The organism is Aliirhizobium wenxiniae, assembly GCF_019511445.1.
GTDB classification, from domain to species: domain Bacteria; phylum Pseudomonadota; class Alphaproteobacteria; order Rhizobiales; family Rhizobiaceae; genus Neorhizobium; species Neorhizobium wenxiniae_A.
The window spans coordinates 45,195-69,011 of sequence record NZ_JAEUAN010000022.1; the positions used below are offsets into that span (position 1 = coordinate 45,195).

28 protein-coding genes and 2 pseudogenes are annotated in these 23,817 nt (G+C 55.6%); 14 read left to right on the forward strand and 16 right to left on the reverse strand.

Translation table 11 applies throughout. From position 1 onward, the window contains the following. Positions 1–20: 20 nt before the first annotated feature. Positions 21–251, reverse strand: a complete 231-nt coding sequence (locus JNB91_RS23380) for a hypothetical protein (RefSeq protein WP_220327887.1) — start codon at positions 249–251, stop codon at positions 21–23. A gap of 260 nt (positions 252–511) precedes the next feature. Here JNB91_RS23380 and JNB91_RS23385 point away from each other — a divergent pair, with 260 nt between their 5' ends. From JNB91_RS23385 to JNB91_RS23415, 5 genes and pseudogenes are all read left to right on the forward strand, one after another. Then, entirely contained in the window at positions 512–1,393 is an 882-nt protein-coding gene (locus JNB91_RS23385) for a TIGR02587 family membrane protein (RefSeq protein WP_220327888.1), read from the forward strand. Between the two features lie 9 nt (positions 1,394–1,402). Beyond that, positions 1,403–1,804: a TIGR02588 family protein gene (locus JNB91_RS31730; protein WP_220327889.1), complete on the forward strand. Its 402-nt coding sequence runs from the start codon at positions 1,403–1,405 to the stop codon at positions 1,802–1,804. Positions 1,805–2,108: 304 nt separating this feature from the next. Beyond that, complete coding sequence (locus JNB91_RS23400; protein ID WP_220327891.1) at positions 2,109–2,576, forward strand: MgtC/SapB family protein; 468 nt, start codon at positions 2,109–2,111, stop codon at positions 2,574–2,576. A 970-nt stretch (positions 2,577–3,546) separates the two neighbouring features. Next, positions 3,547–3,834, forward strand: a complete 288-nt coding sequence (locus JNB91_RS23405; RefSeq protein ID WP_220327892.1) for a hypothetical protein — start codon at positions 3,547–3,549, stop codon at positions 3,832–3,834. Between the two features lie 6 nt (positions 3,835–3,840). After that, a pseudogene (locus JNB91_RS23415) lies at positions 3,841–5,421 on the forward strand (TRAP transporter permease). A gap of 1,039 nt (positions 5,422–6,460) precedes the next feature. Here JNB91_RS23415 and JNB91_RS23420 read toward each other — a convergent pair. Then, positions 6,461–6,925 (reverse strand): pyridoxamine 5'-phosphate oxidase family protein, encoded by a 465-nt coding sequence (locus JNB91_RS23420; RefSeq protein ID WP_220327893.1) that lies wholly within the window; start codon positions 6,923–6,925, stop codon positions 6,461–6,463. A 261-nt stretch (positions 6,926–7,186) separates the two neighbouring features. Here JNB91_RS23420 and JNB91_RS23425 point away from each other — a divergent pair, with 261 nt between their 5' ends. Next, complete coding sequence (locus JNB91_RS23425; protein WP_223218343.1) at positions 7,187–7,429, forward strand: DUF2934 domain-containing protein; 243 nt, start codon at positions 7,187–7,189, stop codon at positions 7,427–7,429. 10 nt (positions 7,430–7,439) lie between these two features. Further along, the gene (locus tag JNB91_RS23430; protein ID WP_220327895.1) at positions 7,440–7,649 is read left to right on the forward strand and encodes a hypervirulence associated TUDOR domain-containing protein; all 210 of its coding nucleotides are present in this window, start codon (positions 7,440–7,442) and stop codon (positions 7,647–7,649) included. Between the two features lie 36 nt (positions 7,650–7,685). Here the strand turns inward: JNB91_RS23430 and JNB91_RS23435 are convergent, their stop codons facing one another. The 5 genes from JNB91_RS23435 to JNB91_RS23455 all read right to left on the reverse strand — a co-directional run bounded on the left by JNB91_RS23435 (position 7,686) and on the right by JNB91_RS23455 (position 10,545). After that, entirely contained in the window at positions 7,686–7,913 is a 228-nt protein-coding gene (locus JNB91_RS23435; RefSeq protein WP_220327896.1) for a hypothetical protein, read from the reverse strand. 110 nt (positions 7,914–8,023) lie between these two features. Further along, complete coding sequence (locus tag JNB91_RS23440; protein ID WP_220327897.1) at positions 8,024–8,521, reverse strand: hydrolase; 498 nt, start codon at positions 8,519–8,521, stop codon at positions 8,024–8,026. Between the two features lie 6 nt (positions 8,522–8,527). Further along, positions 8,528–8,929, reverse strand: a complete 402-nt coding sequence (locus JNB91_RS23445) for a DUF2177 family protein (protein WP_220327898.1) — start codon at positions 8,927–8,929, stop codon at positions 8,528–8,530. A gap of 192 nt (positions 8,930–9,121) precedes the next feature. Then, positions 9,122–9,379 (reverse strand): DUF982 domain-containing protein, encoded by a 258-nt coding sequence (locus JNB91_RS23450; RefSeq protein WP_220327899.1) that lies wholly within the window; start codon positions 9,377–9,379, stop codon positions 9,122–9,124. A 272-nt stretch (positions 9,380–9,651) separates the two neighbouring features. Then, on the reverse strand, positions 9,652–10,545 hold the full coding sequence (locus tag JNB91_RS23455; protein WP_220327900.1) for an SDR family oxidoreductase: 894 nt from the start codon (positions 10,543–10,545) through the stop codon (positions 9,652–9,654). Positions 10,546–10,902: 357 nt separating this feature from the next. Here JNB91_RS23455 and JNB91_RS23460 point away from each other — a divergent pair, with 357 nt between their 5' ends. Next, entirely contained in the window at positions 10,903–11,553 is a 651-nt protein-coding gene (locus JNB91_RS23460) for a DUF2461 family protein (RefSeq protein WP_220327901.1), read from the forward strand. A 74-nt stretch (positions 11,554–11,627) separates the two neighbouring features. On the opposite strand, the gene JNB91_RS23465 is transcribed toward JNB91_RS23460, so the two are convergent. Together JNB91_RS23465 and JNB91_RS23470 are read right to left on the reverse strand one after the other, a co-directional pair. Continuing rightward, on the reverse strand, positions 11,628–11,885 hold the full coding sequence (locus JNB91_RS23465) for a DUF3253 domain-containing protein (protein ID WP_220327902.1): 258 nt from the start codon (positions 11,883–11,885) through the stop codon (positions 11,628–11,630). Positions 11,886–11,954: 69 nt separating this feature from the next. Beyond that, a complete protein-coding gene (locus JNB91_RS23470) occupies positions 11,955–12,146 on the reverse strand; it encodes a CsbD family protein (RefSeq protein ID WP_220327903.1) in 192 nt (63 codons plus the stop codon). A 408-nt stretch (positions 12,147–12,554) separates the two neighbouring features. Here JNB91_RS23470 and JNB91_RS23475 point away from each other — a divergent pair, with 408 nt between their 5' ends. After that, the gene (locus tag JNB91_RS23475; protein WP_220327904.1) at positions 12,555–12,935 is read left to right on the forward strand and encodes a response regulator; all 381 of its coding nucleotides are present in this window, start codon (positions 12,555–12,557) and stop codon (positions 12,933–12,935) included. A gap of 113 nt (positions 12,936–13,048) precedes the next feature. Here the strand turns inward: JNB91_RS23475 and JNB91_RS23480 are convergent, their stop codons facing one another. Continuing rightward, positions 13,049–13,297: a hypothetical protein gene (locus JNB91_RS23480; protein ID WP_220327905.1), complete on the reverse strand. Its 249-nt coding sequence runs from the start codon at positions 13,295–13,297 to the stop codon at positions 13,049–13,051. Between the two features lie 258 nt (positions 13,298–13,555). Here JNB91_RS23480 and JNB91_RS23485 point away from each other — a divergent pair. Next, positions 13,556–13,885 (forward strand): annotated as a pseudogene (locus JNB91_RS23485) (MgtC/SapB family protein); the annotation flags it as partial. A 365-nt stretch (positions 13,886–14,250) separates the two neighbouring features. On the opposite strand, the gene JNB91_RS23490 reads toward JNB91_RS23485, so the two are convergent. From JNB91_RS23490 to JNB91_RS23500, 3 genes are all read right to left on the reverse strand, one after another. After that, complete coding sequence (locus JNB91_RS23490; protein ID WP_220327906.1) at positions 14,251–15,075, reverse strand: DUF1206 domain-containing protein; 825 nt, start codon at positions 15,073–15,075, stop codon at positions 14,251–14,253. 611 nt (positions 15,076–15,686) lie between these two features. After that, positions 15,687–15,950, reverse strand: a complete 264-nt coding sequence (locus JNB91_RS23495) for a DUF982 domain-containing protein (protein ID WP_220327907.1) — start codon at positions 15,948–15,950, stop codon at positions 15,687–15,689. A gap of 75 nt (positions 15,951–16,025) precedes the next feature. Further along, positions 16,026–16,220: a hypothetical protein gene (locus JNB91_RS23500; RefSeq protein WP_220327908.1), complete on the reverse strand. Its 195-nt coding sequence runs from the start codon at positions 16,218–16,220 to the stop codon at positions 16,026–16,028. 116 nt (positions 16,221–16,336) lie between these two features. On the opposite strand from JNB91_RS23500, the gene JNB91_RS23505 reads away from it, so the two are divergent. Further along, positions 16,337–16,570, forward strand: a complete 234-nt coding sequence (locus JNB91_RS23505) for a hypothetical protein (RefSeq protein ID WP_220327909.1) — start codon at positions 16,337–16,339, stop codon at positions 16,568–16,570. A 414-nt stretch (positions 16,571–16,984) separates the two neighbouring features. On the opposite strand, the gene JNB91_RS23510 is transcribed toward JNB91_RS23505, so the two are convergent. Both JNB91_RS23510 and JNB91_RS31240 read right to left on the reverse strand, forming a co-directional pair. After that, positions 16,985–17,326, reverse strand: coding sequence for an Rmf/CrpP family protein (locus tag JNB91_RS23510; protein WP_220327910.1), 342 nt, complete (start codon positions 17,324–17,326; stop codon positions 16,985–16,987). Positions 17,327–17,519: 193 nt separating this feature from the next. Next, the gene (locus JNB91_RS31240) at positions 17,520–17,645 is read right to left on the reverse strand and encodes a hypothetical protein (protein ID WP_262928026.1); all 126 of its coding nucleotides are present in this window, start codon (positions 17,643–17,645) and stop codon (positions 17,520–17,522) included. A 1,740-nt stretch (positions 17,646–19,385) separates the two neighbouring features. Between JNB91_RS31240 and JNB91_RS23515 the strand changes: the two genes are divergently transcribed. Continuing rightward, positions 19,386–19,580, forward strand: a complete 195-nt coding sequence (locus tag JNB91_RS23515) for a hypothetical protein (protein ID WP_220327911.1) — start codon at positions 19,386–19,388, stop codon at positions 19,578–19,580. Between the two features lie 482 nt (positions 19,581–20,062). Here JNB91_RS23515 and JNB91_RS23520 read toward each other — a convergent pair whose 3' ends face one another. Then, the gene (locus JNB91_RS23520) at positions 20,063–20,278 is read right to left on the reverse strand and encodes a hypothetical protein (RefSeq protein WP_220327912.1); all 216 of its coding nucleotides are present in this window, start codon (positions 20,276–20,278) and stop codon (positions 20,063–20,065) included. 861 nt (positions 20,279–21,139) lie between these two features. Here JNB91_RS23520 and JNB91_RS23525 point away from each other — a divergent pair. Together JNB91_RS23525 and JNB91_RS23530 are read left to right on the forward strand one after the other, a co-directional pair. After that, the gene (locus JNB91_RS23525) at positions 21,140–22,198 is read left to right on the forward strand and encodes a LacI family DNA-binding transcriptional regulator (RefSeq protein WP_220327913.1); all 1,059 of its coding nucleotides are present in this window, start codon (positions 21,140–21,142) and stop codon (positions 22,196–22,198) included. A gap of 13 nt (positions 22,199–22,211) precedes the next feature. After that, positions 22,212–23,813 carry an FAD-dependent oxidoreductase gene (locus JNB91_RS23530; RefSeq protein ID WP_220327914.1) on the forward strand — a complete coding sequence of 534 codons (1,602 nt, stop codon included), beginning with the start codon at positions 22,212–22,214 and terminating at the stop codon, positions 23,811–23,813. Positions 23,814–23,817: the final 4 nt, after the last annotated feature.

A 23,817-nucleotide genomic window follows, 5' to 3' on the forward strand; every position in this document is an offset into this window, starting at 1 on the left:
TCGAGCTTTACCGCCTGTGCTCATATTCTTCCCCATCTTCCATCCAAATTGACAACATGCGCATGCGCCATGAGATGCGCTGGGATATCGCCGCCGCAGGCGGCTTCCAGCGCTTCTACAGAAAATCCTGCATATTGCGCTTCAGCTCTGAGAGCCCCCGCTAACATCGCAAAATCTATTTCGTCGTCAGCTTGAGTGGCAATAACGCCGTGAAAGTGGATCGAGTCCTCAAGCCACTCTGTTATCTTCATAAAATCGCTCCGGCTGTAACGAGCGTGATAATGGCTCGATGCGGTTTTGGTTCCCGATTATCCTGTCCAGACCAAAGCTAAAGCTACCGAGCGAATGAGGATATTCCCCAGCGGATCGCGCCGTGCATCGGCAGCTCGAATACGGCGGGAACATTTTGTCGATATCGACCGTTAGCGGTGCCGGAAGGCCTTCGGTCAATCGCAATTCAGCCATCTGCTGGCGAATTTGCCGACGTCGGCGGCTTGATCGGGAGGGGAAGGTGGAAGGTCCTGTTACGGGCATCTTCGATGAGGGTTCCCAAAGGTTCCTCATCGGAATAGGCCGAGGAGCGGCGGGAGCCCTGCTTTTTGGGTTGCCCATGCTGATGACGATGGAACTCTGGCAGCTCGGCTTCTACATGCAGCGCGAGCGACTTTTGGTTCTCGTTCTCGTGAATATTCCTCTCTTGATCGCGCTGGCACATAGCGTTGGGTTCGAGAAGACCTACACGTTGGCGCAGGCCACTCGCGACGCACTGATCGCTTATGGTCTGGGCATCCTGATGAGTGCTCTCATCCTGACCCTATTTGGCGATCTCAAGCCCTCCATGCCGATGTCGGAATTAACAGGAAAGATAGCTATCCAGGCCGTGGCCGCGAGCATCGGTGCACTGCTGGGACGATCGCAGCTTGCTGGCCAATCCAGTTCGGATGAGGATAAAGAGGATAACCGTGGTGATGGTGAGGGCGCTGTTGACGACGAGATATCGGGCAGCTACGGCCACGAGCTCTTCCTGATGTCCGTCGGCGCGCTATTTCTCAACCTCAACGTAGCTCCGACGGAGGAAGTGATCCTCATCTCCTATAAGATGACTGCCTGGCATGCTTTATTTACGATAGTGGCATCGATCGCAATCATGCACGCCTTTGTTTATGCCGTGTCTTTCAAAGGGTCGCACGAATTGCCGGCGAACACGCCTTGGTGGCATGTTCTGGTCCGATTTACGCTGCCTGGCTATGTGGTGGCCATGGCTGTCAGCGTTTTCGTTCTGTGGCTGTTCGGCCGACTTGATGACCAGGCGTTCAGCCAGATGTTGATGTCATCAGTCGTCCTGAGTTTTCCCGGTGCCATAGGAGCCGCAGCGGCACGGCTCATACTTTAGAGGAAACACATGCCTTCGCAGTCAAGCATAGAGCGCAGGGAGGCTCACTGGGTCGAATGGGTGACAGGGTTTGCCTCATGTGTCCTCGTGCTCTTCATGGTTGGTCTTATTTTCTGGGAGGCGGTCACGGACAGTCATCAGCCGCCGGCCCTAACTGTTGTCATAACGAGCAGGTCACCCGTTACAGATGGTTATCGAGTAACCTTTGATATAGCCAATAGTTCGGCTGCGACGGCTGCGGCAGTTGTAGTCCGTGGAGAGATTGTCGACCGTGACGAAGTCATGGAGACGATTGATGTATCGTTCGATTACGTCCCGGCCGAGTCGAAATCCTCGGGAGCTATTGTATTTTCGCGAGATCCCGCCGACCGCAGTCTAAGGGTCCGTGCCGTAAGCTATACGGAGCCATAAATTACACTTCCTATATGAATGTGATGTCCAACCCGATAGGGACGGTCGCCAGCGCCTTAGATACCGGGCACGCGCTTTTGACTTCTTTAGCCGTCGATCTGAACTTCTCTTCGGTCATCCCTGAGACAGAGGCTCGCAGATGAAGATTTATTTTCGATATGGTGAATTCGTCGCTGACCTTATCCAGCATGGGGCGGCATACCGACTATAGCCGAGCCAATTTTGTGTAACTTTCTGATTGATCGGACGTTTGCAACATTGGCGATCCGCGAAGTCGGTCGCTCTGTTATGGGGATGGATTGTAATGATCGATTTGGTGCCGAGCCTCAGGCTAGAACTCGACTTTTTGCCTCATCTGGCAGCCCTCGTTTTTGCTTATCTGCTCGCTCTACCTATTGGTTGGGATCGAGAGCGCAACGAGAGAAGCGCAGGTTTGCGAACATTTCCCCTAGTGGCGATCGCAGCCTGCGGATTTATTCAAGCGGCTGAAACGGTGACGGTCGGTAACGCTGAGGCAACCGCGCGCGTGGTGGAAGGACTTATCAATGGTGTCGGCTTTATCGGCGGTGGCGCGATCCTGGTCGGAAAATCGAGTACCCGAGGAACGGCGACTGCTGCGAGTTTATGGGCTACCGGCGCAATTGGTGCCGCTGTCGGGCTTGGTGCCTTCGATACTGCTATTGTTCTATCCGTCGCGACATTTGCCACATTACGAATCATGGCGAATTTCAAGTCCTCCGAAAGCGAAGGCGGCAGGACAGATCAGAGCTAAATATTGCACCCTCGGAATGAACGAAGCAAAGCCTGGATTGGGAGCCGGGCTTGGTGTGGGAGTCACTCAGTGATGATACTCAGGTATTCCTTTTAGCGGATATTTCGTCCATGCAGTCACAGCATGCACGTCACTATCTTCATCGCGCATGAATTGACGATCCGTCAACGCAAACGTAACAGGCAATAAGCCCTTTAAGGGGTCTGCAAGCACACAGCGCCTTTGCCCGCCTCGCAAACACGTCACTACATAGTCTGTCTAACCTTTTCTCGTCTTGGATTATTGCAGGCGTCAATGCTCACTGTCCCCCTCATGGCTTTGAGGTATTTCCGGAGGGTGCGTTGCTTTGCGATGATCCGCCAGTGCCACTGTCGGCATGCGGCGTCCGATCAACCGAGGTTGGCGTCGTCGTGGTCTCGCTCGGGCTTGCTGCGGATTTTGGAGTGTTGTCACCGGCGGGCGGTGTAGCAGTCTGTTCGGCGGGAGCATCGGTCGCCTCACCCCAAAACTCAGCGCCGACCCAAGCGATAGCTGCGAGGCAAAGGCCAGCAATTAGCACGATCAGCACAGGCCTTCCTGTGTTTCCCTGACGCGCATTCGTCGAACTTTCAACGACCTTCCGATCAATCATTTTCATTCCTCCCATTGAGGAGGAGTAACCTGACGGATGGGCAAATGTTCCGCTCTAGTCTGCAGGCGGTGCCGATGGAGTGGCTCCCGCCACCGACCCGCCGACGGAACAAAGATCCGCGTGAGTGAGAGTCAGCTCTTAGGTGTTTAGTCCCTGAGGTGCTCATTCCAACCCTCGTACAAAGCCTTGGTGCCGCTGCAAAACTGATTCGAATTTCACCAAACCTGTTACGTCCGCGTGAACAGCTATGAAATTTCCTGCCCACACGGGACTAGAGGTGTAGTGGCTGGATTTTACTGATCGAATGGAACCGGCCGTCTGCCAGCGTCTTGTTGAGATATGAGAACACCGCCGAAAAAGCCCGAACACAGCAAGACCGATCTCCACGTCCGAGATCAGATAATCCACGCGCTTTATCTCAAGCTAAAATCCGAGAGGGAGACGCGTGAAGCCCTTCTCGATGCGTCCCAAGCGGGAGCCGGGCGTGAAGTCCTGGAAGCGATTGCATCCGATCCGATCCCCGTAATCGATGACTTGGGACAAGAAGAGACGGTAAGAGCGCTTGTCGACCGATTTGTGATGAAATCGAATATGCAGTCGGTCGAAGACAACGGTACTGGCCGGTGACCTGTGATGTCCAGCAAGGTTCCTGCCTATCAAGCCAAGCGCGATTTCAAGAAAACCCGAGAACCATCCGGAGAGGTTGAGATCAGGCCGTCCAACCGGCTCCGGTTTGTCATTCAGAAGCATGATGCGACACGGCTCCATTAAGATCGCCGCCTCGAAGTTGATGGCGTCTTAAAATCATGGGCCGTTACCCGCGGACCATCACTCAACCCCGACGACAAGCGGCTGGACGTCGAGGTGGCTGGGGGCGCGCTTTTTGCGCTCGAGCCGGTGTTCGCCTATTTCGGCAACTGGAATATCGTCATCTTCCTCGTCTTCGGCGTGGGCCTGTTATTGGCCATGGGCGTGCCGATCGCTTTCTGTTTCGGTCTCGGTGCGCTGTCCTTCCTGACTTTTACCACTTCCATGCCGACCTTCGTCATCATCGGGCGCATGGATGAGGGCATGTCCAGCATCATCCTTCTTTCTGTTCCGATCTTTGTCCTGCTTGGTTGCGTGCTGGATGCGACCGGCATGGGCAAAGCGATCGTTGAAGTGCTTGCCTCATTGCTCGGCCATGTGAAGGCGGGCATGTCCTATGTCCTATGTCCTATGTCCTATGTCCTGCTCGGCTCAATGTTTCTCGTCTCGGGCATTTCCGGATCCAAGGTCTCCGATATGGCGACGGTCGCGCCGGCGCTGTTTCCGGAGATGAAGCGGCGCGGCCACAAGCCGCCGGAAATGATCGCTCTGCTGGCAACCGGCGCCGCGATGGCGGAAACGGTTCCTCCCTCAATCGTGTTGATCGTGCTCGGTTCGACAGCAGGTGTCTCGATTGCCGGCCTGTTCACCTCCGGCTTTGCGATCGCCATGGTTCTGCTGCTGGTGCTGGCCGTTCTCGCCCGATGGAAGTCAAGGCATGAATCGATGGAAGGCGTCAGGCGAGCCTCAGTCAAAACGGTCTGGAAGGCGGTCGTCATAGCGGCGCCAGCACTGCTTTTGCCGTTCCTGATCCGTAGTGCTGTCGGCGGTGGCGTGGCAACGGCCACGGAAGTCTCAACCATTGCTGTGCTATATGCACTGATTATCGGCGCGACACTTTACGGTGGCATCAGTCTCAAGAAACTCTACGGCATGCTGGTCGAGACTGCGGCCTTGTCCGGTGCAATCCTGATCATCCTCGGTTGCGCCTCGGCGATGGCGTGGGCGCTCACCCAGATGGGCTTTGCCTTCAAGCTGACGCAGGCGGTTACGGGTCTTCCCGGCGGCTGGCTCACATTCATGGGCGTGACCGTTCTGATCTTTATGGTGCTCGGCTGCGTGCTGGAAGGTCTTCCGGCAATCGTGCTGATGGCACCGATCATGTTCCCAATCGCGAAAACCCTTGGCATCAACGACGTACACTACTCCATGGTTGTCGTCACTGCGATGAATATCGGTTTGATTGCCCCGCCGATCGGCATCGGCATCGGCTTCTATATCGCCTGCAAGATCGGGGGCGTTGCGCCGGATGAGGCGATGAAGGCAATCTGGCCTTATATCGGCGCGCTGCTCATTGGCCTCTTCCTGATCGCAGTGTTCCCGATCCTGTCTGCCGCGTTCCTTTAGCTCAGCAGGTTCATACGGCAGGGTTGACTTGCCTCGTGTGTCTATCGGTAAGGTGATCTCGCTCTGAACCATGCCACGGAAATGGGCAGGTTGAGTGTTACGGCAACTAGTATATTCAATTTCGGCGGAACAGCCGCACACCCCTTTTTCTAGGGAGTGCTGAAACGCCGCGAATTCACGGATATTTACGGAGTACTCCCACGCGTCTCGCTCGGACGCGCAGGAGCCACTCTAGTTAGCGAGTTGATCATGTTGGGTTTTGACTTCTAATCATTATTATTCTGGCGGTTTCGCTCGATGATGGGGTGAAGGGCTGAAACCAACCGATTTTCGAACATCTTGCAGTTGACGCTTGCGCTAAGGGGGCGTTTCAGGTTGTTCGATAGCGCGGCGCGAGGCTTTTCGACGGGCTTATCGAAAAAGACGTCAGGATTATCCGCCAGCGCTTTAGATGTATGCTCGATCAGATGGTCCTTTTAGGATCTGTCAGGTGATAGCGACCGAGCAATGTTCTCAATATTCGCACATGGTTTTGAGAGAGATCGCATTTCTTGCCCTTGAAATCGACCGGAACCGCGGTTGCTGGGAGCCAGATGTCTCCCGATGCGTCCTTAAGAAAGGCGATGTGAAGACGGCGACCGCCTCAAAAAGGCGGCTTCGTGCTGGTCCGCATGAAGAAAGGATCGCGATGGCGGCAAACTTACCAACTGGCTTATAGATCAAGCATCGCGACAATCATGCCGTCAGCAGGAATAGTGCAGCGATCCTCAACAGCTTCACGCTGGCTTTTCGGGCATTCCGGCCCCCTTCACTCGACGAGGCGAATCTAAGGCTGCCAGGACAGAGTTTTGTAACCGCTAGGCTTCGACAGCTAGGGTGCGCAGCTGAGCATGTCTCACCCTAGTTGACCTTGATACCTTCCGACTGGGCATCCTTCAGTCGCTCCAGCGGTCGACTGGCAATATCTATGGCCTCGTGTAGTTCTGCCAGGTATTTTGAAATGTCGCGGAGGGCTCAAACGCCGCTTACGTTCTGCCTCTCATACTGCACCCGCCGCGACCGCATCGACGATCGCCAGTTGCAGTCGCCCGTTTTCTTCACCGTCCCAGTATTCGATTGCTTGAGCCGAGACCTTGATCAGGACGATGCCGGGGGTGTCGGTCCCCTCTGGGAACCACCGGTCAAGATCCTTTGTCCAATGCTCTTGAAATTGGGCTTTGTCACGGATCAGCTCCGCTTGTCCATTTACGGCAATGAAAATGCCCGGCTTGCCAAGCATGCTCGGTGGAGCGGTGAAGCTCAGCGTGACCCCGGTGTCACGGTTGATATCTGCGACCTTCTTTGTGTCGACGTACGAGAAGAACCATGAGTCGCCGTCATATTCCACGTCCCCATTGTTGCTCATCGGTCTGCTGACAATGCTTTCGGGACCATTTGTGTTGAACATGCAAAAGTCGATTTTGCTCAGCTTTTTCGAAAGCTCTTCCATCGTCATCGAAGCCATTGGATCCTCCTAGAACTGGTCTGGCCCAAACCTTCTGGAAGCGCGTTCGTTCCTCGTCGCCGATGAGGGTCCGTGGCCGAAAGGGCCGCGGGCGTCCTTACCCGTCCGTCACGGTGTAAAACTTGGCCTCGGCCACGGCTAAAAACCGCCTCCATCGGGCGGATAAGACGGCGGCCAGGCGGTATGCTTGATTTCCTCCCTGCTCTTCGGAAACAACAGCGGCGCACGGAAGTTATCTCTCCGCAACAAAGGGAGACCGTCATGAATGAAAAGGAACAGCAGCAACGAGAGCGGGCCTACAAAATCTGGGAGGACGAAGGTCGCCCAGAGGGAGCGCACGAGGACCATTGGAGACGTGCGCAGAAACAGCACGAGCTGGCAGAGCAGGCATCCGATGACGTGACAAAGGTCAACCAGGAAGCCGATGAAGAGTTCGCGAAGCAAGACCCGAAACCCGTTGAGGCGCCGAACATCAGGCCGCCATCTACAGTCAGCCCGGACTAAGGAGAGCTCAATGAACGACAATCTGAAAAAGGGCGATAAGGTCTCGTGGGAGACAAGCCAGGGAACGACGACGGGCAAGGTCATCAGAAAGCAAACCTCGGACACGCATATCAAGGGCCACAAGGTCAAGGCATCCGAGGAAGATCCACAAATGATCGTCGAAAGCGAGAAATCCGGAAAGCGAGCGGCTCATAAACCTGGATCGCTAAAGAAGGCTTAGGCGGTTAAGGGAATGCCTCGGAGGCGGAGCGTGACTTCAGACCTGCGGAAGTTCCTTCAAAATAAGCAGCCTCCCGCCCGGAACGACGGTTAAGATCTTGTCCTGCTCAAGAGCGTTGAGGACGGCGGTCACCTCGTCTTGAGAGAAGCCGGCCGCTTCCAAGGGTGAATGGACGTCGAGAAGGTTAATCGACATGTCCGGAGTTGCCTTGAGGACGCGTAGTCGCGCGACAAGTGCGTTTTCCGTTTCTGCAAATCTATCCATTCATCTTCCAATGTCTCGCAGTTTATCTCGCATACGCCGCTTCATGACATGGGAGGTCGCGACTTGCCAGCAGCTGTCAATTTGCCGGCCGGCTTGGTTCACTCGCGACGCTATGATTTGCGCCGCGATAACAGCACCTGCGCCAGTGATACCGGGCGCGGCCCCTGCGCATCGACGCCAACGTCGAATTGCCTTGGAATTGGTTTCAATCTTCCGTGCGAGTGGCCGTGAAGATTTATCGATCCTTTTCCCATCTGATTCCATGTCCGGAAGGCGTAGTGACACAGGATGAGATGATGTCCGGCTTCACGGAGTTCTGCATAATGCTGGACGCTTGCCCAGCCATTTGAGCCGGTCGTCTCCTCCGGATCGTTATTGCCAATGATAAGATGTTTGCGCCCGTTCAGTTTGGCGAGGAGCTCGGCGCAGGGTCCAGCCCTGACTGACATGAAATCTCCAAGATGCCAAACGTCGTCATCCCCTCCCACAACATCGTTCCAGTTGGAGATGAGTGCTGTGTCGTGCTCGGCCATGTCGGAGAACGGGCGTCGGTCGATGCGCAGGACGCGCGTATCGCCGAAATGCGTGTCGCCCGTGAAGTAGATCATGACGGTCTACCCGAAGGATCGAGCCGCTGCATACCCGCAGGCGCTTGCAGCAGCCGTCAACACCGTACCCCATAAAAGGTCGACGAGGGTCAGAGCGATCGGCCACCCTTTAAGCGTCGAGAGGTTCGTCATGTCATAGGTGCCGTAGGCGGCCAGACCTAGGACGGCGCCGTAGCCGACAGCGGTCCAGACCGAGCCGGAATCCAAAGCGGGTCGGACAGCAAGTACGACAATCGCCGCGGCAAAGAAGAGATAGAACACTGTTGCGACCGCGAAATTTGGAGATGGAAGCATCATGTCGCCGAGTTGGTTTCGGTAGAAGTTTTTGGCGATAAGCCCGAGCCAGATGGCATCGACCAGCAAGAATGAGATGAGCGTGCCGGCGTAGGCGATGCCGAATATCTTCATGGAGCGGGCGTCCTCAGCTGGAACTCTGTAGATCAGGAACATCGTAGTGTTGCAACGTGTTGCAATAGAGAGCAGATCAACCTCGAGAGGTGCCTCGATGAGACACCCCCTAGCTTGAAACACTTTAGATGCTCGACGTAGTCTGGGCTACGGTAAGGCATTGAGCTATATGGCCCGATGCTCTTTTGCCGACTAATGTCGGCGGAGATCGAACTGCTTGCGGGCCTCGTTGGCCGCCGCCTCGAAGGCGATACGCGCCTCATCGACAGTTCTGTGACCCGCAATTGCGCCGCGGCAAGCACTGCGGGCGCGGACGAAATCAAGCCCTTGCTGAGCCGGCCAGTTCTCCGTCATGTGCGCGAGTGCCTCGAAAGGACCGCTTACCTTCAGCGAGCCCGACGGGGAGGTGAGCTCGACAGGTTCATTCCATCGTGCGTTTGGACCAGACATGTGTTGAACTCCCTATAGATTCGCCGCAAGAAACGTCGCTCTACCGGGTAAGTTCCCGTCTAAGCGCGAATATTAGGCAAATGATATGAAAGAGAGCAATTAGGCCATGATTACTTGATGCTCAGCGGCCGCTTGAACAAGCCCAAGCTGTCTGAGCAGCGCGGAAGACTGTCGCCTGATCTTATGCACCAGGGCCGTCAAAAAAATTAAAGCGATACTGCCGCCTTGCCAAGCGGTGAGGGAGACGGCCATCCGCCGCCTCCGCTTTAGCCTCAGGCGATCCCGGCTCCACCGGTCACGCCGTAGACTTCGCCAGTGATGTAGCTAGCTTCTTGGCTGGCAAGCAGAACATAGATCGGAGCGATCTCGACAGGCTGGCCCGGCCGTCCGAACTTGCTCTGTTCGCCGAACTTCGTAACCTTCTCTTGTGGCTGGCCACCGGAAGACTGAAGCACAGTCCAGAACGGGCCGGGGGCGACGACGTTCGCACGGATGCCCTTTTTGATCAGTTGCGCCGCGAGCGCCTTCGTATAAGCGACGATTCCGGCCTTCGTTGTCGCGTAATCGAGAAGGATGGCCGATGGATCGTAGCCCTGCACGGAGGCCGTGGTGATCACGGAGGCGCCTGCAGGCAGATGGTCAACCGCCGCTTGCGTGATCCAGTGCATCGCATAAAGGTTCGTCTTAAGGGTCTTGTCAAAATCTTCGGAGGTGACCTTGGAGATGTCTTCACGGAACTGCTGACGTCCGGCGTTGATGACGAGGATATCCAGGCCACCCAGCGCGGATACGGCTTCTTCGACCAGTTTCCTGCACCAGTTCTCATCCGTGATATCGCCTGGCAATGCCACCGCCTTTCGCCCCTCGGCCTCGATGAGATCGATGACCTCGCGAGCGTCACCCTCCTCGCTCTTAAGATAGGAGATGGCGACGTCGGCACCTTCGCGGGCATACGCGATCGCCGCTGCTCGGCCGATCCCGCTGTCGCCGCCTGTGATCAGCGCCTTCCTGCCGACGAGCTTGCGGGAGCCTTTGTAACTCGTCTCGCCATGGTCCGCCCTTGGATCCATCTCGCCTGCAATGCCGGGGACCGGCTGCGGCTGTTCTGGGAAGGGGGGCTTTGGGTACTGGTTGCGGGGATCCTGCATGGTTAGGCGATCGGTCATTTGGACTCCTCCTGCTGCCGTTTCCCATTCGCCGTGCGCGGTGGAAACGGTTCAGGTTGATCAACGAGCGACTGGGATGCTCGTTCCACTTCTCCGGCCTTGCGTGGTCCATCCGCACCTAGGCCTCGAGGGATGCGTCGCCGCGACACATGTCTCTGACCGCCACGACCGCCACCTAGGTCCAGCCTTCGGCGGATTTGAACTAGAAACCTTTCGTTTCCGCCGCGTCCGTGCTGAGCGCACTATTATCTGTTACGGGCTTTTGATCGTTTGAGCCGGACATATTCTCGTTCCCTTTACGTTCTAATGATCGCGCTCGAAGCGTAATGCTTATCTGCTGGGCAATGGGAACGACATATGATCGATCAGTCGACGATAAAATTTCTATCGGAAGCTTCCAGCGACCATGATGCGGAGTGGCTGACCGACAACAAAGCCCAAATCGATCGCGCTCGCTTCGATCTCATGGAGTTCACATCCCGACTGATCGCAAGCGCTGGATCGATAGATCCTCGTATCGTCGAAGCTAACCCCGACCCGCGAAAATGTTTGGCAAGAGCGCCGATTTCGAAGGGTGTGGGGTTGCTCGCTGTGCGCGTGTCTTTGTCGAAAAATGCTGCCGCGACATATTTCATGCAGATTTCGCCCTCGCGTTCTTATAGCGGAGGGGGAGCATTGCTTCCGCCCCCACGTCTTGCTCGAATTTTACGGCAGACGATCGCGAGCCATACCGGTAAATGGAGAGGTATCGTTGAGGGTCCGCTGTTTCAGAAATACTTCCCGAATGGTCTGACGGGCGGGCATGACGACGGTAGCAAGGGTTACGTGAAAAATCATGATGCGCTTGATTTCTTCAACCTCAGAAACTTTGGCGCATGTCGCGGTATCTCAGACGAGATGTTGATGTCTCCCAGTCTGTTGGAGGAAACGATAAAATCCTTTGCAGCTGCCCGCGCCTTGGTTGACTATATTAATCGTGCCACGACTCGGCTTCCGGAAGCTGGCTAACCAGTGGCGTTAACAGGCATGCTCATCCATCTGAAGCGATTCGTTCATTAGCTATCTGTTGTCGGCATCAACCATCAATCCATCTGATTGCAAGCGCTTATTTGGTAAGGACCCGCTCGCTCGATCATGACGACAGACTTCCATGTGACGATTATTTCGCCGCTTGCCAGCAATTCATCGACCGCTTCGTGGACGACTGGCATGAAATCACGCCATTGGAGCGGGATGTTCTGATCCTTTGCAAGGCTGCGCGCTATTTCGCTCGGGCATGTTGTGCCGCCAGGGCGACTTGCAACAAAAGCTAGGATAGTCGATTGAGTTTGCTTGATCATTGGCGGCGCCAAAGCTCCAGGACACAAAAAGCGCGCAGAACAGCGGGCTGTTTTGTTTGCGCGCCTTGCTCAGGCGCGGTCTGTAAGGTCCTTGGCGGCGTCGTGAGCCTTGCCTTTGAACTGCTGTGCATCGCCCTTGGCTTCCTGCGCAGCTCCCTTGGCCTTCATTTCGTGATTGTCGGTCGCATCACCGGCGGCCTGACGTGCCTTGCCGGCGAGTTCGTTGGTCTTGCCTGCTACCTTGTCGGACATGCTGCCCATGAAGTACTCCTTTTCGGGAACAGTTATGGTTCAAGGGTCAAACTGCTCAGGACTCAGTCCCGTTCCATCGTGTCGTCAGGTCATTGAGCAACCTCGCCGGTAGATCCTCTTGCGTCACCTCGACGGAACCTTCGCCCCGGCGATCGGTTCTGGCCATGCTACCCAATGTCGAAGGAAGTCGGGGCTGGCAGTGACCGGCCCCGACGCTTGCGACGGGCATCACCCTGAAATCGGAAAGCTATTTGCTCACGACAATTGCTGATAGCTGTGGCGGTGGCCACGTCGCTTTTCTGTCCCAAGCCGAATTCATTCGGATTTTATTAAACATGTTGGCAAATACTCTGCGCCGAGGGGCGATCGAAATCTGGGCAAGCGAGTTGATCTCGTGACCACGGAGCGGAGACTGCCATGTATCAGCGTACAGTTCTCATCGTAGAAGACGAGATTCTTATCCGGATGTTGCTGGCCGACACCCTGCTGGATGAAGGCTATCATGTGATCGAGGCCGCAAACGTCCTCGAAGCCGTCGCAATCCTGGGCCAGCGGAAGATTGACGCAGTCGTCACCGACGTAGACATGCCGGGTGGCCTTAGCGGCTTCGATCTGGCTCGGATGATTTCCGACACGCGCATGAACGTTCCGGTTGTTATCGCATCAGGGAGGCACCGCCCAAAGGCGGACGAGCTGCCGGGCGACGCTGTCTTCGTCGCCAAGCCTTATCGGTTGGACGCTATCGCGACAATCGTGGCTGATATGACATCCGATGGAGAGCGGCGCTTGGCAAGCTGATCGGCGTTGCCTTTCAGCCGTCAAGTCTCGTTGATCGCGTTCTCATTGTTCTTTGGTGGTGATACCGAACGCCCGGCATTAGCTGCAAGGCGGTGTCTCTGGCATTGCTGAGATTATATTCCTTTGTCGGTCGAGTGAGCAGCCAAGCCACGGCAATCGATAACCTCTTCAATGGCGAGACCAATCATCTCGACAAGGTTTTCGCACGTGCCTCGCGCAGGATCGACAAAGTCGCCAACGAATAAGATCACATTGTCTACGGTGAGTGGGAACCCAGCAACCGTACATTTGAGGATCGCCTGGTTGGCGATGGCAGTTGCGCCGATGCGTTCAAACAAACGCTTTCCTTCTTCTTCTGTCATTCCTGGCAGCAAAGTTGTTCTCCGTTTCTTGAGTATGGCTCCGCAGATATCCGGCTGCGCGGGCGAATAGCGATCAGATAAGAGAAAATTCCTAACATTAGAAGCTTGATATATACGTGGCAGGGTTGCGTGGAGCACGGGGCACGGTCGGGCAGTTGGCATATATCGGCTAATAATGGACTTGTCAGATCGACCCTGCCGGCTCAGTGTAACGAACGCCAGACCGGACCTGTTTCACGGTGACAATTGGGAAATTCCATGCGCACCTTTCCTCTTGTTGATATCGCCGCCTGCGGCTTCGTTCAGGCTGCAGAAACCGTTACTGTAAGCTGCCGAGGCGACGGCTCGCATCGTTAAAGGTATCATCAACGAAGTCGGCTTTATTGGCGGCGGAGCCATCCTTGTAGCGAAACTTGGAACACGCGGGACGGCGACTGCCGCGAGCATATGGGCGACGGGTGCGATCGGTACCGCGGTCGGACTTGGAGCCTATGACACCGCAATTTTCTTTCGATAGTCACCTTTGCTACGCTCGGGATTATGGCGAACTTCAAAGCAGCCAGAGACCAACCGGATGATGGAGGATGATAGCGAAGGCGAAATTGCGTTTTGGGAGCGGTCGATTTGGCAGGTATCGAGCCTCTGCGTAAGCGTGACCGCTTAATCATCTTTTGACGGTATGCTCGTTGATCCGATTTGCACGTGACGCCCACGCTCTCTCATATGGTGATCAAGTGACGTGATCAGGCGATCGACACTGTCATGCTCAACATCGAACGCTCTGATCAGAAAAGCGGCTGCCTCTTCCCCTAGCGGGCTTTTCGGGTCAACGGAGTTTTCAGCGCACCATTCCAGATGCGCGTCTCTGATAGTGTTGAGTTGCTCTACGTTGAAGATTGACGACGAATTCATGGTAGTTTTTGTCCTTCAGGCATAACGCGAAAACCGCTCTCTTAGCGGCGTAAGTTCAGGGGAACAGCACGCTTCACATCATCGAGGCTTGGCCCTTTGACGGTGCGATATTTAGCAGCAACTAGGTTATAGACCCCAAATGCGGCTAGCCCGATCGCAATGACGACATACAGGACAGAGCCGAAAGGCAGTTCACGGAGCCACTCAAGCGCGTCGGCGATACCGCCCGCCTGCTCTGGATCGACCTTGAAACCCGCGTACGCAAATAATATCCCGGTAACAGAGAATACGGCACCACGTGCGATAAGACCGTATATACAGATGTAAGAGAGCAACCCACTCCGATCGGGGAAGCTGATATACTTCTCGAATTTTCGGAAGGCGCCTTTAGCTCCAGTGACAATGCCCCCCACGATCAGTCCAATCCCGATCGCGGTTGCTACATATGAGCCGAAGGGCTGCGACATCACCCATTGGGCGAGCCCTTTCTCTCCTGAACCACCGGTGCCGCCGCTCGCACTGACTGCGTGCCCAAGGGCATATACGGCGAGACCAGTGTAAGTCACTGCGCTACCAAGCAGCGCAGCCCGTATTACCATGGCTCGGCCGTCGTTGCCCTGCCCATCGGCATCAGCGATCGACTGAGCCAGGCGCCAGGCCACAAAACCGAGGAGACCAAGTCCAATCAACCCAACCCAGACGCGGCCGAGTGGCTGTTGCAGCAGGGTAGAGATCGCTGTTTTCGTTTCTGGCTGCCCACCGGCTATCCCTGAGAAGAGTGCCAGAATCGCGACAAGAAGAAACACAATGCCGCGGGCGGCATAGCCGAGTTTTGCCGTAAGTTCGAAGCGCACAACGTCTCGCATATCCACCTCCCGCTTGTTCGCAGTGTCAACGCACGAAGCCGACTGACGTTGCGGGAGATAAGGCGCATTCCCCGGCATGCCCCTTTTTCATGATATTGGCTCCCATTCGCTACTGAGTCTGGCCCAAGATCATCACCACGGCCTGTTTGAAGGAAGCGGATGGATCGGTTGGCTGCAGGCGAGATGTGCGAAGTGCGCACCGAGACGCCAGTCAAGCTCCCATGTTATGCACCATCCGGAAGAGGGAACTGGAACTTGAGGATCCTGCGTCTCTCGCGAAACGACCACGTGTCTTCAAACTGCCGCAGTCATTGTACGAGCTCTGGCCGCAGGCGTTGCTTTCATCGCAATCCGAAGAAGCTAAGAATTGCAAGTATGATGACGACGGCTCCAACTAGCCAAACGATATTGTTCATAACCATCTCCTCTAACATGTATGTTGCTGACCAGGCGAGAATTCTAAAGTGGCGCTTATGTTCCATTTCGAGTGCTGTCTGCCATAACGACTCGTCTGGCGGCCCATGGCAGCACGAGATTATGACGTGATGAGTTGTAGTTTGGCTGCACCTGCGCACCGAGGCAGTCAGCGGATGGTCAGTCATTAGAAGGCCTCAGTCCAGCATTTGGGCTTCGATCGCTGCTCGAATAAATGTTTCGCGTGCCGAATGCGATTTGCTCGGGTCACTGAGGGCATCCATGCAGCGCGTCTTCGCCAGCGAGTAGTGAGCGTCGGCGCGGTTGGGCCAGCGATACATCAGCTTCTCAAGCGCTTCGCCTGGTCCGCGCACCGCCTCCGCGGCGCCATTGCCGACACGGATCCAAACTGGAGTGAGCCACCGCCAATCGGTCCGGGTGTCGAAATTCTCAAATTTCATTTTATGCGTACTCTCATTAAGCGGCCTAGAAACTCCTTGGCATAAAATGTGTTCCCAAGCGGAGAAGGCGCCGGATTACATCACGCTGCCTAACTGACGGTCGCAGGAGGGACGTGAAAGAAGTAGTTTTTCGGCACACTTGAGCTTGTTCGCGCCGATACCTGGCAGCGCGTATTTGGCGGCATTGTTCAACAGGTTGGACAGAGCTTGGGACATACGGACTGGATCGCCATCAACCCATCGAGTTTCGAGCGGCAAATCGATCGTCAAGGGGTCCCTTGCCCCGAGTTGGCGATCTCGTCGATCCTTACCGGAGCTTTCCGCAGTTCGACCTCTCCCTGACCGACGTGTGAAACGTCAAGAAGATCATCGATCAGCCGGACGAGATGAACCAACTGTCGTTCCATCGTGTTGCGAATTTCGCCTGCATTCTTACTATTCGGGTTGCGTTTCAAGATGTCCACCCCATTGCACCATTGAGGCGGCGGATTGAGCTACTCATGGGCAAACGTTGCCAGGAGCTCATTCTAGCGTCGATCGGCATCCTTCAATGCTTCGGCCTGCAGTTGCAGCTCGTCATGCTGGGCGGCGATCTGTTGCCGCTGCCAGCGGAGCCTTAATCTTCCCTCGCGCCATCGCAGGTCAGTTCCAGCGCTGCGTCACCGAATTGACCGGAGACGGTACGTTCTCTGGCCGGCTTTGCTACCACTAATTTGCGTGCATGCCTATGTTTTCCGAGAGGTTGATTAGTTGGACCGCCAGGTCCCACAGATGGCTCGAGCAGATGAGACGACAAGGCGGTTCACGACGGTGTCGGGCATCGGCGTGGTACGGCACTGACCGTCCCCCATCATGGTTTGACCCTTAGGCGTCAAGCCGAATTTGACCTCTTCAAGTCGGCGGCTCAGTAATCGGAGCTTTCGCATCGGTATTACCGAAGCGGTCGGTCATCCACGTCTGGACGACGTATACCGACGCGATGATAGCGTTTGAGAATATGAATGTCGTGACGAGTGGGCGGCGTTCCAGAAATCTCATAGAGGCGGAACGTTGTCATTCGCGATCAGTTCCGGATCGATATGAGGCGCGTAACCGATTAGCCAAATTTCCATGCGTTCAGGGTTGTCGTCAGCAACGTAGGGGCACATCGACGCGGGTTCACCTCGTTCGGCGGCCTCCCTGCCTAGATGGAAAAGATGCATTCGTTCGATCGGTATGATTTCGCTACTGTTTACAGTCTCGAACCCCTCCACCCACGCGTCTAATTTTATCCCGCTACTGTCAATATAGGGGTTGGTTGTGCGCTGCATTCCAATACAAGCCGCTCGTCGTCCTTCATTGAAGCACTGTGAGTATAATACGTCTTCTGCAGTCATGAGTTATATCCCCGATTGAGACTGCTAAACCTTTAATTGTGTCGCAGGTTCCGTCTGTCGACTAAGTTTCTCATAGTTTGCATCGGCGCATTATTACGACAAACTGTGCTGCAATCTCGGCCAGTTCCGTCTAATAGGTATGAGTCATGGCGGCATGTAAGCGCGATCGCAACTCGACCGCATCTGCTGCTGCTCAAGTTGTCTGAGGCAAAAAGACGATCCAAAATCCGGCAACAGCGATCAAAAGCAGTAAGCCGATAACAAGCACGACTACGCCGCGCGCGTATCCTTTTTTCGGTGGAATGTCGTGGTCAGCCATCGCTAGGTGCCGGTACTGATGCCAAATACGGCCATCCCAATCCAAACGCATGCTGCGATAGCCGCCACAATCGCGGCAAGAATTAGGGCTGGAAGATCGAAGGCCGCGTTTTGGTGCTGCGTTGCTACAGGTTCCGAACGATTTTGTAGGCCTGGTTCAGCTTGCGTTCGCATGGTTTTCTCCTGTGACGGGGCTAACACAGAGAACGGCGGATGGTTCCTGTGCGCTTTGGAACGGTTTCGCAACTTCGACACTGGCGCAGAGTTCGAGCGTCGGCAGCAAAAGTGGAAGTGGCGGTAACAGCAGCGGGACCAGTAGCGACGGTAATTCGTCCGGCGCGAATAATTCTGGCGGTAGCAATTCCGGCGAAAACCATGGTGCAGATCAGGGCCACAGCAATACGAACTGTGGTGCTCCCGCCGGCACGCAAGGCGCGGCTCAGCCCTGGCAGAGCAACAACAAGGGTGCAAATACCGGTGCTGGTCAGGCAGGATCCTGCTTACATATAACACTACCTGATAGAATAGGCTCCGCTTCGGCGGGGCTTTGTCGTTTGCGACGGGCGGGTGAACGAACAAGCGCCAAGAAATGTCCGTAGGGCTCCTGGTTCTAAATTTGCGGACATTAGGCGAAAAGTTGAGTAAGCCCCGATGTAGTCAACGTTCGTCGTAAATTGAAGCCTCGGTCGTCCATATCAAAAAATCGGCCACGCTAGCCATAGCGAAGCTGTTATGACCGAGAAAAGCGCCGCGTTCAGACCGCAGTAGAAGGCTAGGCTGTGATCCTTGTACATAGTAATTCCTCCTGCAAAATCTAACCTTTTCAGCAGAAAGAAGTTCCGGATCACAAGTTACGGAAAGATGACGACGAAGCGGTAAAATGTAAACTGCGATTATCAACAAACATGCGTACATCGCAAATTCATAGGCTGTTAGCTTAACCATACCCTCCACTAGACAGAGCTACTGTAGCGATGTTCGAAGCGAAGTCGGGGATGAGCCAAGTGAATCGTTAATGAGGACTAAATTTCCGCCGCTTAAATCCACAAATCATCTACCCGATATGCGGGGATATCCCGGACAGCCAATAACATCGATAGCCGTCGGGTTCAGCCAGTCGAATGAGCCGCTTTCCCGCGATCATTTTGCGATCAACGCCATTTTCGACTTCATCGCGGCGATGGTCAGGCCTTTGTCGACGTCGTTATTAGCTGCTGCGATCGACGCGGGAATAGCTGCGATCCAGTCGGATCGATATCATCCGGTTCAGCTCGATGACCACTGACGGTCCTGGGCACACCGTCGAACTGAGGACGACCAACTCTGATTGAGCTGGTCGTCCTCATTTTTCGAGCTCGTCGGTACGGTATCGGACATAAAAAGTGGCTTGCTCTTCTTCTCGCCTCATTCCAAAACTCCTGTGTGCTCTTGCTCTGGCGACAATCGAGCGCATCAAGGGAAGTTCAGTTGGGAGGCTGAGCTTCCCTTTTTCCTTGCGAAACATAACAACTCATTCACTGTACTGATGTGCTGTACGCACGCCACGACAGTAGGACGTGACGGTTGCTCCAACGAGACGTCGGTCCGGTGACCTTAGCTGTCTTTGTACGATTACGGACAGTTTACATCGTTGAAGATGTAGTAGATGCTCGAGCTGTCAAAACCTTAACACTGTTCTGACGCGGGAGGTTCGATGTTTTCAGATGGCATCGAACCTCTTTCAACTTAAGGGAAGGTGCTGATGATGACTTCGCAAGCCTTGCCGTTCATCTTCCTGTCGATCGCGCTTCTGCTGATATTCCCGTACCTTGTGCGATACCAAGACATTTACGGGATGTCTCATCTGTCGTTCGTCTGGGTCGTGTGCTCGGTTACTCCAATGCTGATCGGTTTCGTCTTATCGAGCGTGATGCTGACCGTCCCGATGGCGGAATGAGTGTTTAAATTCTTTCAGTTTATCGCATCAGTGTTCGCGAGCGTTGTGATCGCGTTGCTGGTTCCTTACGCAATCTACCGCTTCTCACCAGATATGTGGATTTCGCTGCAAATCCACATCGGTTTCGCGTGGACGTTCGGCACTCTCTTTTTTGTCGTGTTCACAATCACAATGTGGCTCTGCTGGCGAATAGCCAAGTGAGCCGGAATGATATCTAACAACGCGCTAGGTACGAAACCGTACGGAAACCCGAGCTCCTCCTATGCGTTAAAGAACGCAATAGCGGAGTAGGGTTTAGTGTCAAAGCATATCGATACGGCTGATTTGAACGTTCAGGGCGCGCAACAGGTCACTACGATCACTGAGTTCGCCTTACAATATAAGCTCACGAGCGATGAGCAATTACGCCTCACCAAGTTGTTTGGAATGTTCGCCACGAAGCATGAGCTTCTGATGAATGCGCGGCTCAAATCGAGAATCCGTCACTGAATCAGGTGACTATCGAGAGGCTTGATCATCGCCTTCAGTTCCTCCGAACCTCGAAAACCAGCATGCCATAGATTGACGAGATCGCTCGCCAAGGCCTCAAGATCTGGCTCGCGAGCGTCGATCCCGCGCTCAAGTCGAATTTCTTCCAATACGCTTTTAAGCAGGTCTAAATCGTCCGGCTCCAACGCGTCGTACGCAGTAAAATACATGTGCTAGCCCCATTCTTGCCGCAAAGTACCGTCTGCGGGCGCATAATAATAACTATATCAGAGTGTTAGTCTAATACCGTACGAAGCTGGACAATTGTCAGGTTTTCGGATGGGGCGAGGGTCCCGCCGAGAATAAAGAAAACCCGCTGCGAGATCGGGGAGCGCAGCGGGTTTAGAGGGGACACCAATCTGGGAGGGGATACCAGAGCGGTCGCAGCATAAACGTTGGTTGTGTCGTTTGGTTCCCGCAATGCTTCCTTGTTATTTTTTTCGGTACGTTCCACCGTAAAGGGTCTTTCTCGCAGCCCCTGCTGGCGTCAGCCGGTACTTTGCTTTTGAAGACAATTCGCCGTCGGCTTCAACTAGCCCTTCGCTTTTAGCTTGATTTGCTGTCTTCAGACAATGCCGAAAGGGAGTGGTTTGAATGCGCGCGGACCGAGCGCCGTGATTATAATTCGTAATCTGCTGTATGCATGCGAGATCGCTATTTCTCTCGTGTTCAGGTTGCCGCAACCCTCCCCGACTGAGCCGGTGAGCGGAGCAGCAGAAGACAGCCGATGTCCATGCGAAAGGCATCGTCTTGTTGTGGAACTCGGCGGTTTTGCGGTTTGTTCCGAGACTACTGTCGTGAACAGGAACGCCGGGGATAAGCAAGAACGGCGGAGAATTGATGATACACAAAGAGTACCCGCTTACTGGAAAAACGCGTTTCTATCATTTCGCTTGCGCTTCCATCGGCCAACAATTCAAGCAGCTCCGCCCTAATCGACTAATCTCTTGACAAAAGACTAGGCCATCGTGCTAATACGCATTAACGCTAATGCGTATTAGCAGGTTTCGGGATGCTTGGGAGGGCACCGCGTGACAGGCCACAAGCGGCTTACCCAGAACGATATCGCGAAGCTTGCAGGAGTAAGCCAGGCAACTGTTTCGCTCGTTCTCAATGGTGCGCCGACAGCGCTGGCACGTATCCCTGCCGAAACCCGCGAACGTGTTCAGGCTGTCATCAGAACCACTGGTTATGTCGCCGACCCAATCGCGAGGCGCATGGCAAAGGGGCTCAATCGCATCCTCGGTGTCTTCACCTACGAGCCAGCCTTTCCGAGCGCACAAGCCGACTTCTTCACGCCCTTTCTGCTGGGGATCGAGGAAGAGGCGCAGCAGCAAAACTACGATCTCTTGCTCCTGACGAGTGCCGGCGTGGGCAATAACCGCAAGATATTTTCCGAAAATAACCGCCTCAGGATCGCCGACGGCTGCCTCGTGCTAGGCCGCGAGTTCGACCGCAAGGAACTCGCCCGGTTGGTGGCAGAGGATTACCCGTTCGTTGCGATCGGCCGTCGCGACGAAGCTGGCGGGCCTGTTCCCTATGTCGGCGGTGATTATGCGGCCGGCACCCGGAAACTCGTCGAGGCGGCCGTTTCACTCGGCCATTCGAAGCTCGCTTATATCGGTCCGAAAGGCCCAGCGGAGTCCATAGCTGATCGCTGGCGGGGTTTCGGCTCTGCGCTCGAAGAGGGGGCGGAGCTTGCGCTGCATGTGGATGCCGTCAACCGACCGGCTGAAGAAATCCTTGACGGGATCGTGTCGAGCGGCGCGACGGCCGCGTTCTTCATCGAGCTTGCGGACGCGGTGCGCGTCGAGGCCGCAGCGCGCGAACGCGGGCTTTCGGTGCCGCAGGATTTCTCGATGGTCGTGCTCGGCAGCCATATCCGCGCCGGCCGGAGCCCGGTACGCTTCACCTCTTACGACATCCCGCGCGAAGAGATGGGACGGCAGGCAACGGCCATGCTGGTGAACCGCATCGAAACCGGCAGTGCCGGCAGCCAAATCCTTCTGACCTGTGAGCCCGTCGAGGGCGAAACACTGGGACCCTGTTCTTCCGATCTTGCGAAAAACGCCAATAGAAAACGGATGTAATGACGTGAAAGAGATGCGAGCAGATATTCTTGTCGTCGGTGGCGGACTTGGTGGCGTCGCAGCGGCACTCGGCGCGGCACGCACGGGACGCAGCGTGATCATGACCGAGGAATATGACTGGATCGGCGGCCAGCTCACCAGCCAGGCGGTTCCTTCGGATGAGCACAGCTGGGTTGAGCAGTTCGGCATCACGCGTTCCTATCGGAGGCTGCGCAACGGCGTGCGGCAATATTACCGCGACCACTATCCGCTAACGGAGGGCGCCCGTGCCTGGGGCGATCTCAATCCGGGCGGTGGCTGGGTGAGCCGCATCTGCGCCGAGCCGCGCGTCAGTCTGGCGGTGATGGAAAGCATGCTGATCCCCTATATCGGTGCTGACCGACTGACGATCCTGAAACCTTACCGGCCGGTCGCGGCCGATGTGGAGGGCGATACCGTCCGCTCCGTCACCCTACGCCATCGCGATACGAGTGCCGAGATCGTCATTTCGGCGGATTATATTCTCGATGCCACGGAACTCGGCGATCTCCTGCCGATGACCGGCACCGAATATGCCAAGGGCTTCGAGGCGCAATCCGATACCGGCGAGCCGAGCGCCCCAAGTAAAGCGCAGCCAGACAACGTGCAGGCGGTGTCGATCTGCTTTGCGATCGACCATGTCGACGGAGACCAGACGATCGACAAGCCTGACAATTACGATTATTGGCGCAAATACGAGCCGCATTTCTGGGGTGGTCCGCTGCTCGGCTTCACCGCGCCGCATCCGCGCACGCTTGAGCATACGACGCGCTCCTTCACGCCGAACCCGGACGATGATCCTCTGCTCGTTGATGCCGACCAGCGCAAGGGCGGCGGCGACGAGAACCTCTGGATCTTCCGGCGCATTGCGGCCCGCAAGAATTTCGCGCCCGGTTTCTACAAGTCCGACATCTGCCTCGTGAACTGGCCGATGATTGACTACATGGACGGCACGATCATCGATGTGTCGGAAGAAGAAAAGGCGCGGCACCTGAAGGCCGCTGCCGATCTTTCCTACTCAGTCTTCTACTGGCTGCAGACGGCGGCTCCCCGTCTCGACGGTGGTCAGGGTTTTCGCGGCCTGCGGCTGCGCGGTGATATTACAGGCACGGATCATGGCCTCGCCATGGCGCCCTATGTGCGCGAAGGCCGTCGCATCAAGCCGGTTACTCGCATCGTCGAGCAGGATCTGTCCTATACGGTGCGCGGCGACAACGGCGCGGTGCGCTATCGCGACAGTGTCGGTATCGGCATGTACCGCATCGACCTGCATCCCTCGACCGGCGGCGACAACTACGTGGACGTTCCGTCCTGCCCGTTCGAGATCCCGCTTGGGGCGCTTTTGCCGCAACGGGTAAAAAACCTCATCCCGGCCGGGAAGAATATCGGCACGACGCATATCACCAATGGCTGCTATCGCCTGCATCCCGTTGAATGGAATGTAGGCGAGGTCGCCGGAATGCTCGCGTCTTACTGCCTCGACAGGGGACTGACACCGCATCAGGTGCAGGCTGATGACCAGCATCTCCATGATTTCCAGGCGGCGCTGACCCGCGAGGGCATTGAAATACGGTGGCCGGATATCGCGGCCTACTGATCAC

What these genes read in the sequence shown, in the direction of transcription:
- JNB91_RS23380 (WP_220327887.1), bottom strand. Translation starts at nt 251, where the DNA reads ATGAAGATAACAGAGTGGCTTGAGGACTCGATCCACTTTCACGGCGTT.
- JNB91_RS31730 (WP_220327889.1), top strand. Translation starts at nt 1,403, where the DNA reads ATGCCTTCGCAGTCAAGCATAGAGCGCAGGGAGGCTCACTGGGTCGAA.
- JNB91_RS23400 (WP_220327891.1), top strand. Translation starts at nt 2,109, where the DNA reads ATGATCGATTTGGTGCCGAGCCTCAGGCTAGAACTCGACTTTTTGCCT.
- JNB91_RS23405 (WP_220327892.1), top strand. Translation starts at nt 3,547, where the DNA reads ATGAGAACACCGCCGAAAAAGCCCGAACACAGCAAGACCGATCTCCAC.
- JNB91_RS23420 (WP_220327893.1), bottom strand. Translation starts at nt 6,925, where the DNA reads ATGGCTTCGATGACGATGGAAGAGCTTTCGAAAAAGCTGAGCAAAATC.
- JNB91_RS23425 (WP_223218343.1), top strand. Translation starts at nt 7,187, where the DNA reads ATGAATGAAAAGGAACAGCAGCAACGAGAGCGGGCCTACAAAATCTGG.
- JNB91_RS23430 (WP_220327895.1), top strand. Translation starts at nt 7,440, where the DNA reads ATGAACGACAATCTGAAAAAGGGCGATAAGGTCTCGTGGGAGACAAGC.
- JNB91_RS23435 (WP_220327896.1), bottom strand. Translation starts at nt 7,913, where the DNA reads ATGGATAGATTTGCAGAAACGGAAAACGCACTTGTCGCGCGACTACGC.
- JNB91_RS23440 (WP_220327897.1), bottom strand. Translation starts at nt 8,521, where the DNA reads ATGATCTACTTCACGGGCGACACGCATTTCGGCGATACGCGCGTCCTG.
- JNB91_RS23445 (WP_220327898.1), bottom strand. Translation starts at nt 8,929, where the DNA reads ATGAAGATATTCGGCATCGCCTACGCCGGCACGCTCATCTCATTCTTG.
- JNB91_RS23450 (WP_220327899.1), bottom strand. Translation starts at nt 9,379, where the DNA reads ATGTCTGGTCCAAACGCACGATGGAATGAACCTGTCGAGCTCACCTCC.
- JNB91_RS23455 (WP_220327900.1), bottom strand. Translation starts at nt 10,545, where the DNA reads ATGACCGATCGCCTAACCATGCAGGATCCCCGCAACCAGTACCCAAAG.
- JNB91_RS23460 (WP_220327901.1), top strand. Translation starts at nt 10,903, where the DNA reads ATGATCGATCAGTCGACGATAAAATTTCTATCGGAAGCTTCCAGCGAC.
- JNB91_RS23465 (WP_220327902.1), bottom strand. Translation starts at nt 11,885, where the DNA reads ATGATCAAGCAAACTCAATCGACTATCCTAGCTTTTGTTGCAAGTCGC.
- JNB91_RS23470 (WP_220327903.1), bottom strand. Translation starts at nt 12,146, where the DNA reads ATGGGCAGCATGTCCGACAAGGTAGCAGGCAAGACCAACGAACTCGCC.
- JNB91_RS23475 (WP_220327904.1), top strand. Translation starts at nt 12,555, where the DNA reads ATGTATCAGCGTACAGTTCTCATCGTAGAAGACGAGATTCTTATCCGG.
- JNB91_RS23480 (WP_220327905.1), bottom strand. Translation starts at nt 13,297, where the DNA reads ATGACAGAAGAAGAAGGAAAGCGTTTGTTTGAACGCATCGGCGCAACT.
- JNB91_RS23490 (WP_220327906.1), bottom strand. Translation starts at nt 15,075, where the DNA reads ATGCGAGACGTTGTGCGCTTCGAACTTACGGCAAAACTCGGCTATGCC.
- JNB91_RS23495 (WP_220327907.1), bottom strand. Translation starts at nt 15,950, where the DNA reads ATGAAATTTGAGAATTTCGACACCCGGACCGATTGGCGGTGGCTCACT.
- JNB91_RS23505 (WP_220327909.1), top strand. Translation starts at nt 16,337, where the DNA reads ATGAACCAACTGTCGTTCCATCGTGTTGCGAATTTCGCCTGCATTCTT.
- JNB91_RS23510 (WP_220327910.1), bottom strand. Translation starts at nt 17,326, where the DNA reads ATGACTGCAGAAGACGTATTATACTCACAGTGCTTCAATGAAGGACGA.
- JNB91_RS31240 (WP_262928026.1), bottom strand. Translation starts at nt 17,645, where the DNA reads ATGGCTGACCACGACATTCCACCGAAAAAAGGATACGCGCGCGGCGTA.
- JNB91_RS23515 (WP_220327911.1), top strand. Translation starts at nt 19,386, where the DNA reads ATGATGACTTCGCAAGCCTTGCCGTTCATCTTCCTGTCGATCGCGCTT.
- JNB91_RS23520 (WP_220327912.1), bottom strand. Translation starts at nt 20,278, where the DNA reads ATGTATTTTACTGCGTACGACGCGTTGGAGCCGGACGATTTAGACCTG.
- JNB91_RS23530 (WP_220327914.1), top strand. Translation starts at nt 22,212, where the DNA reads ATGCGAGCAGATATTCTTGTCGTCGGTGGCGGACTTGGTGGCGTCGCA.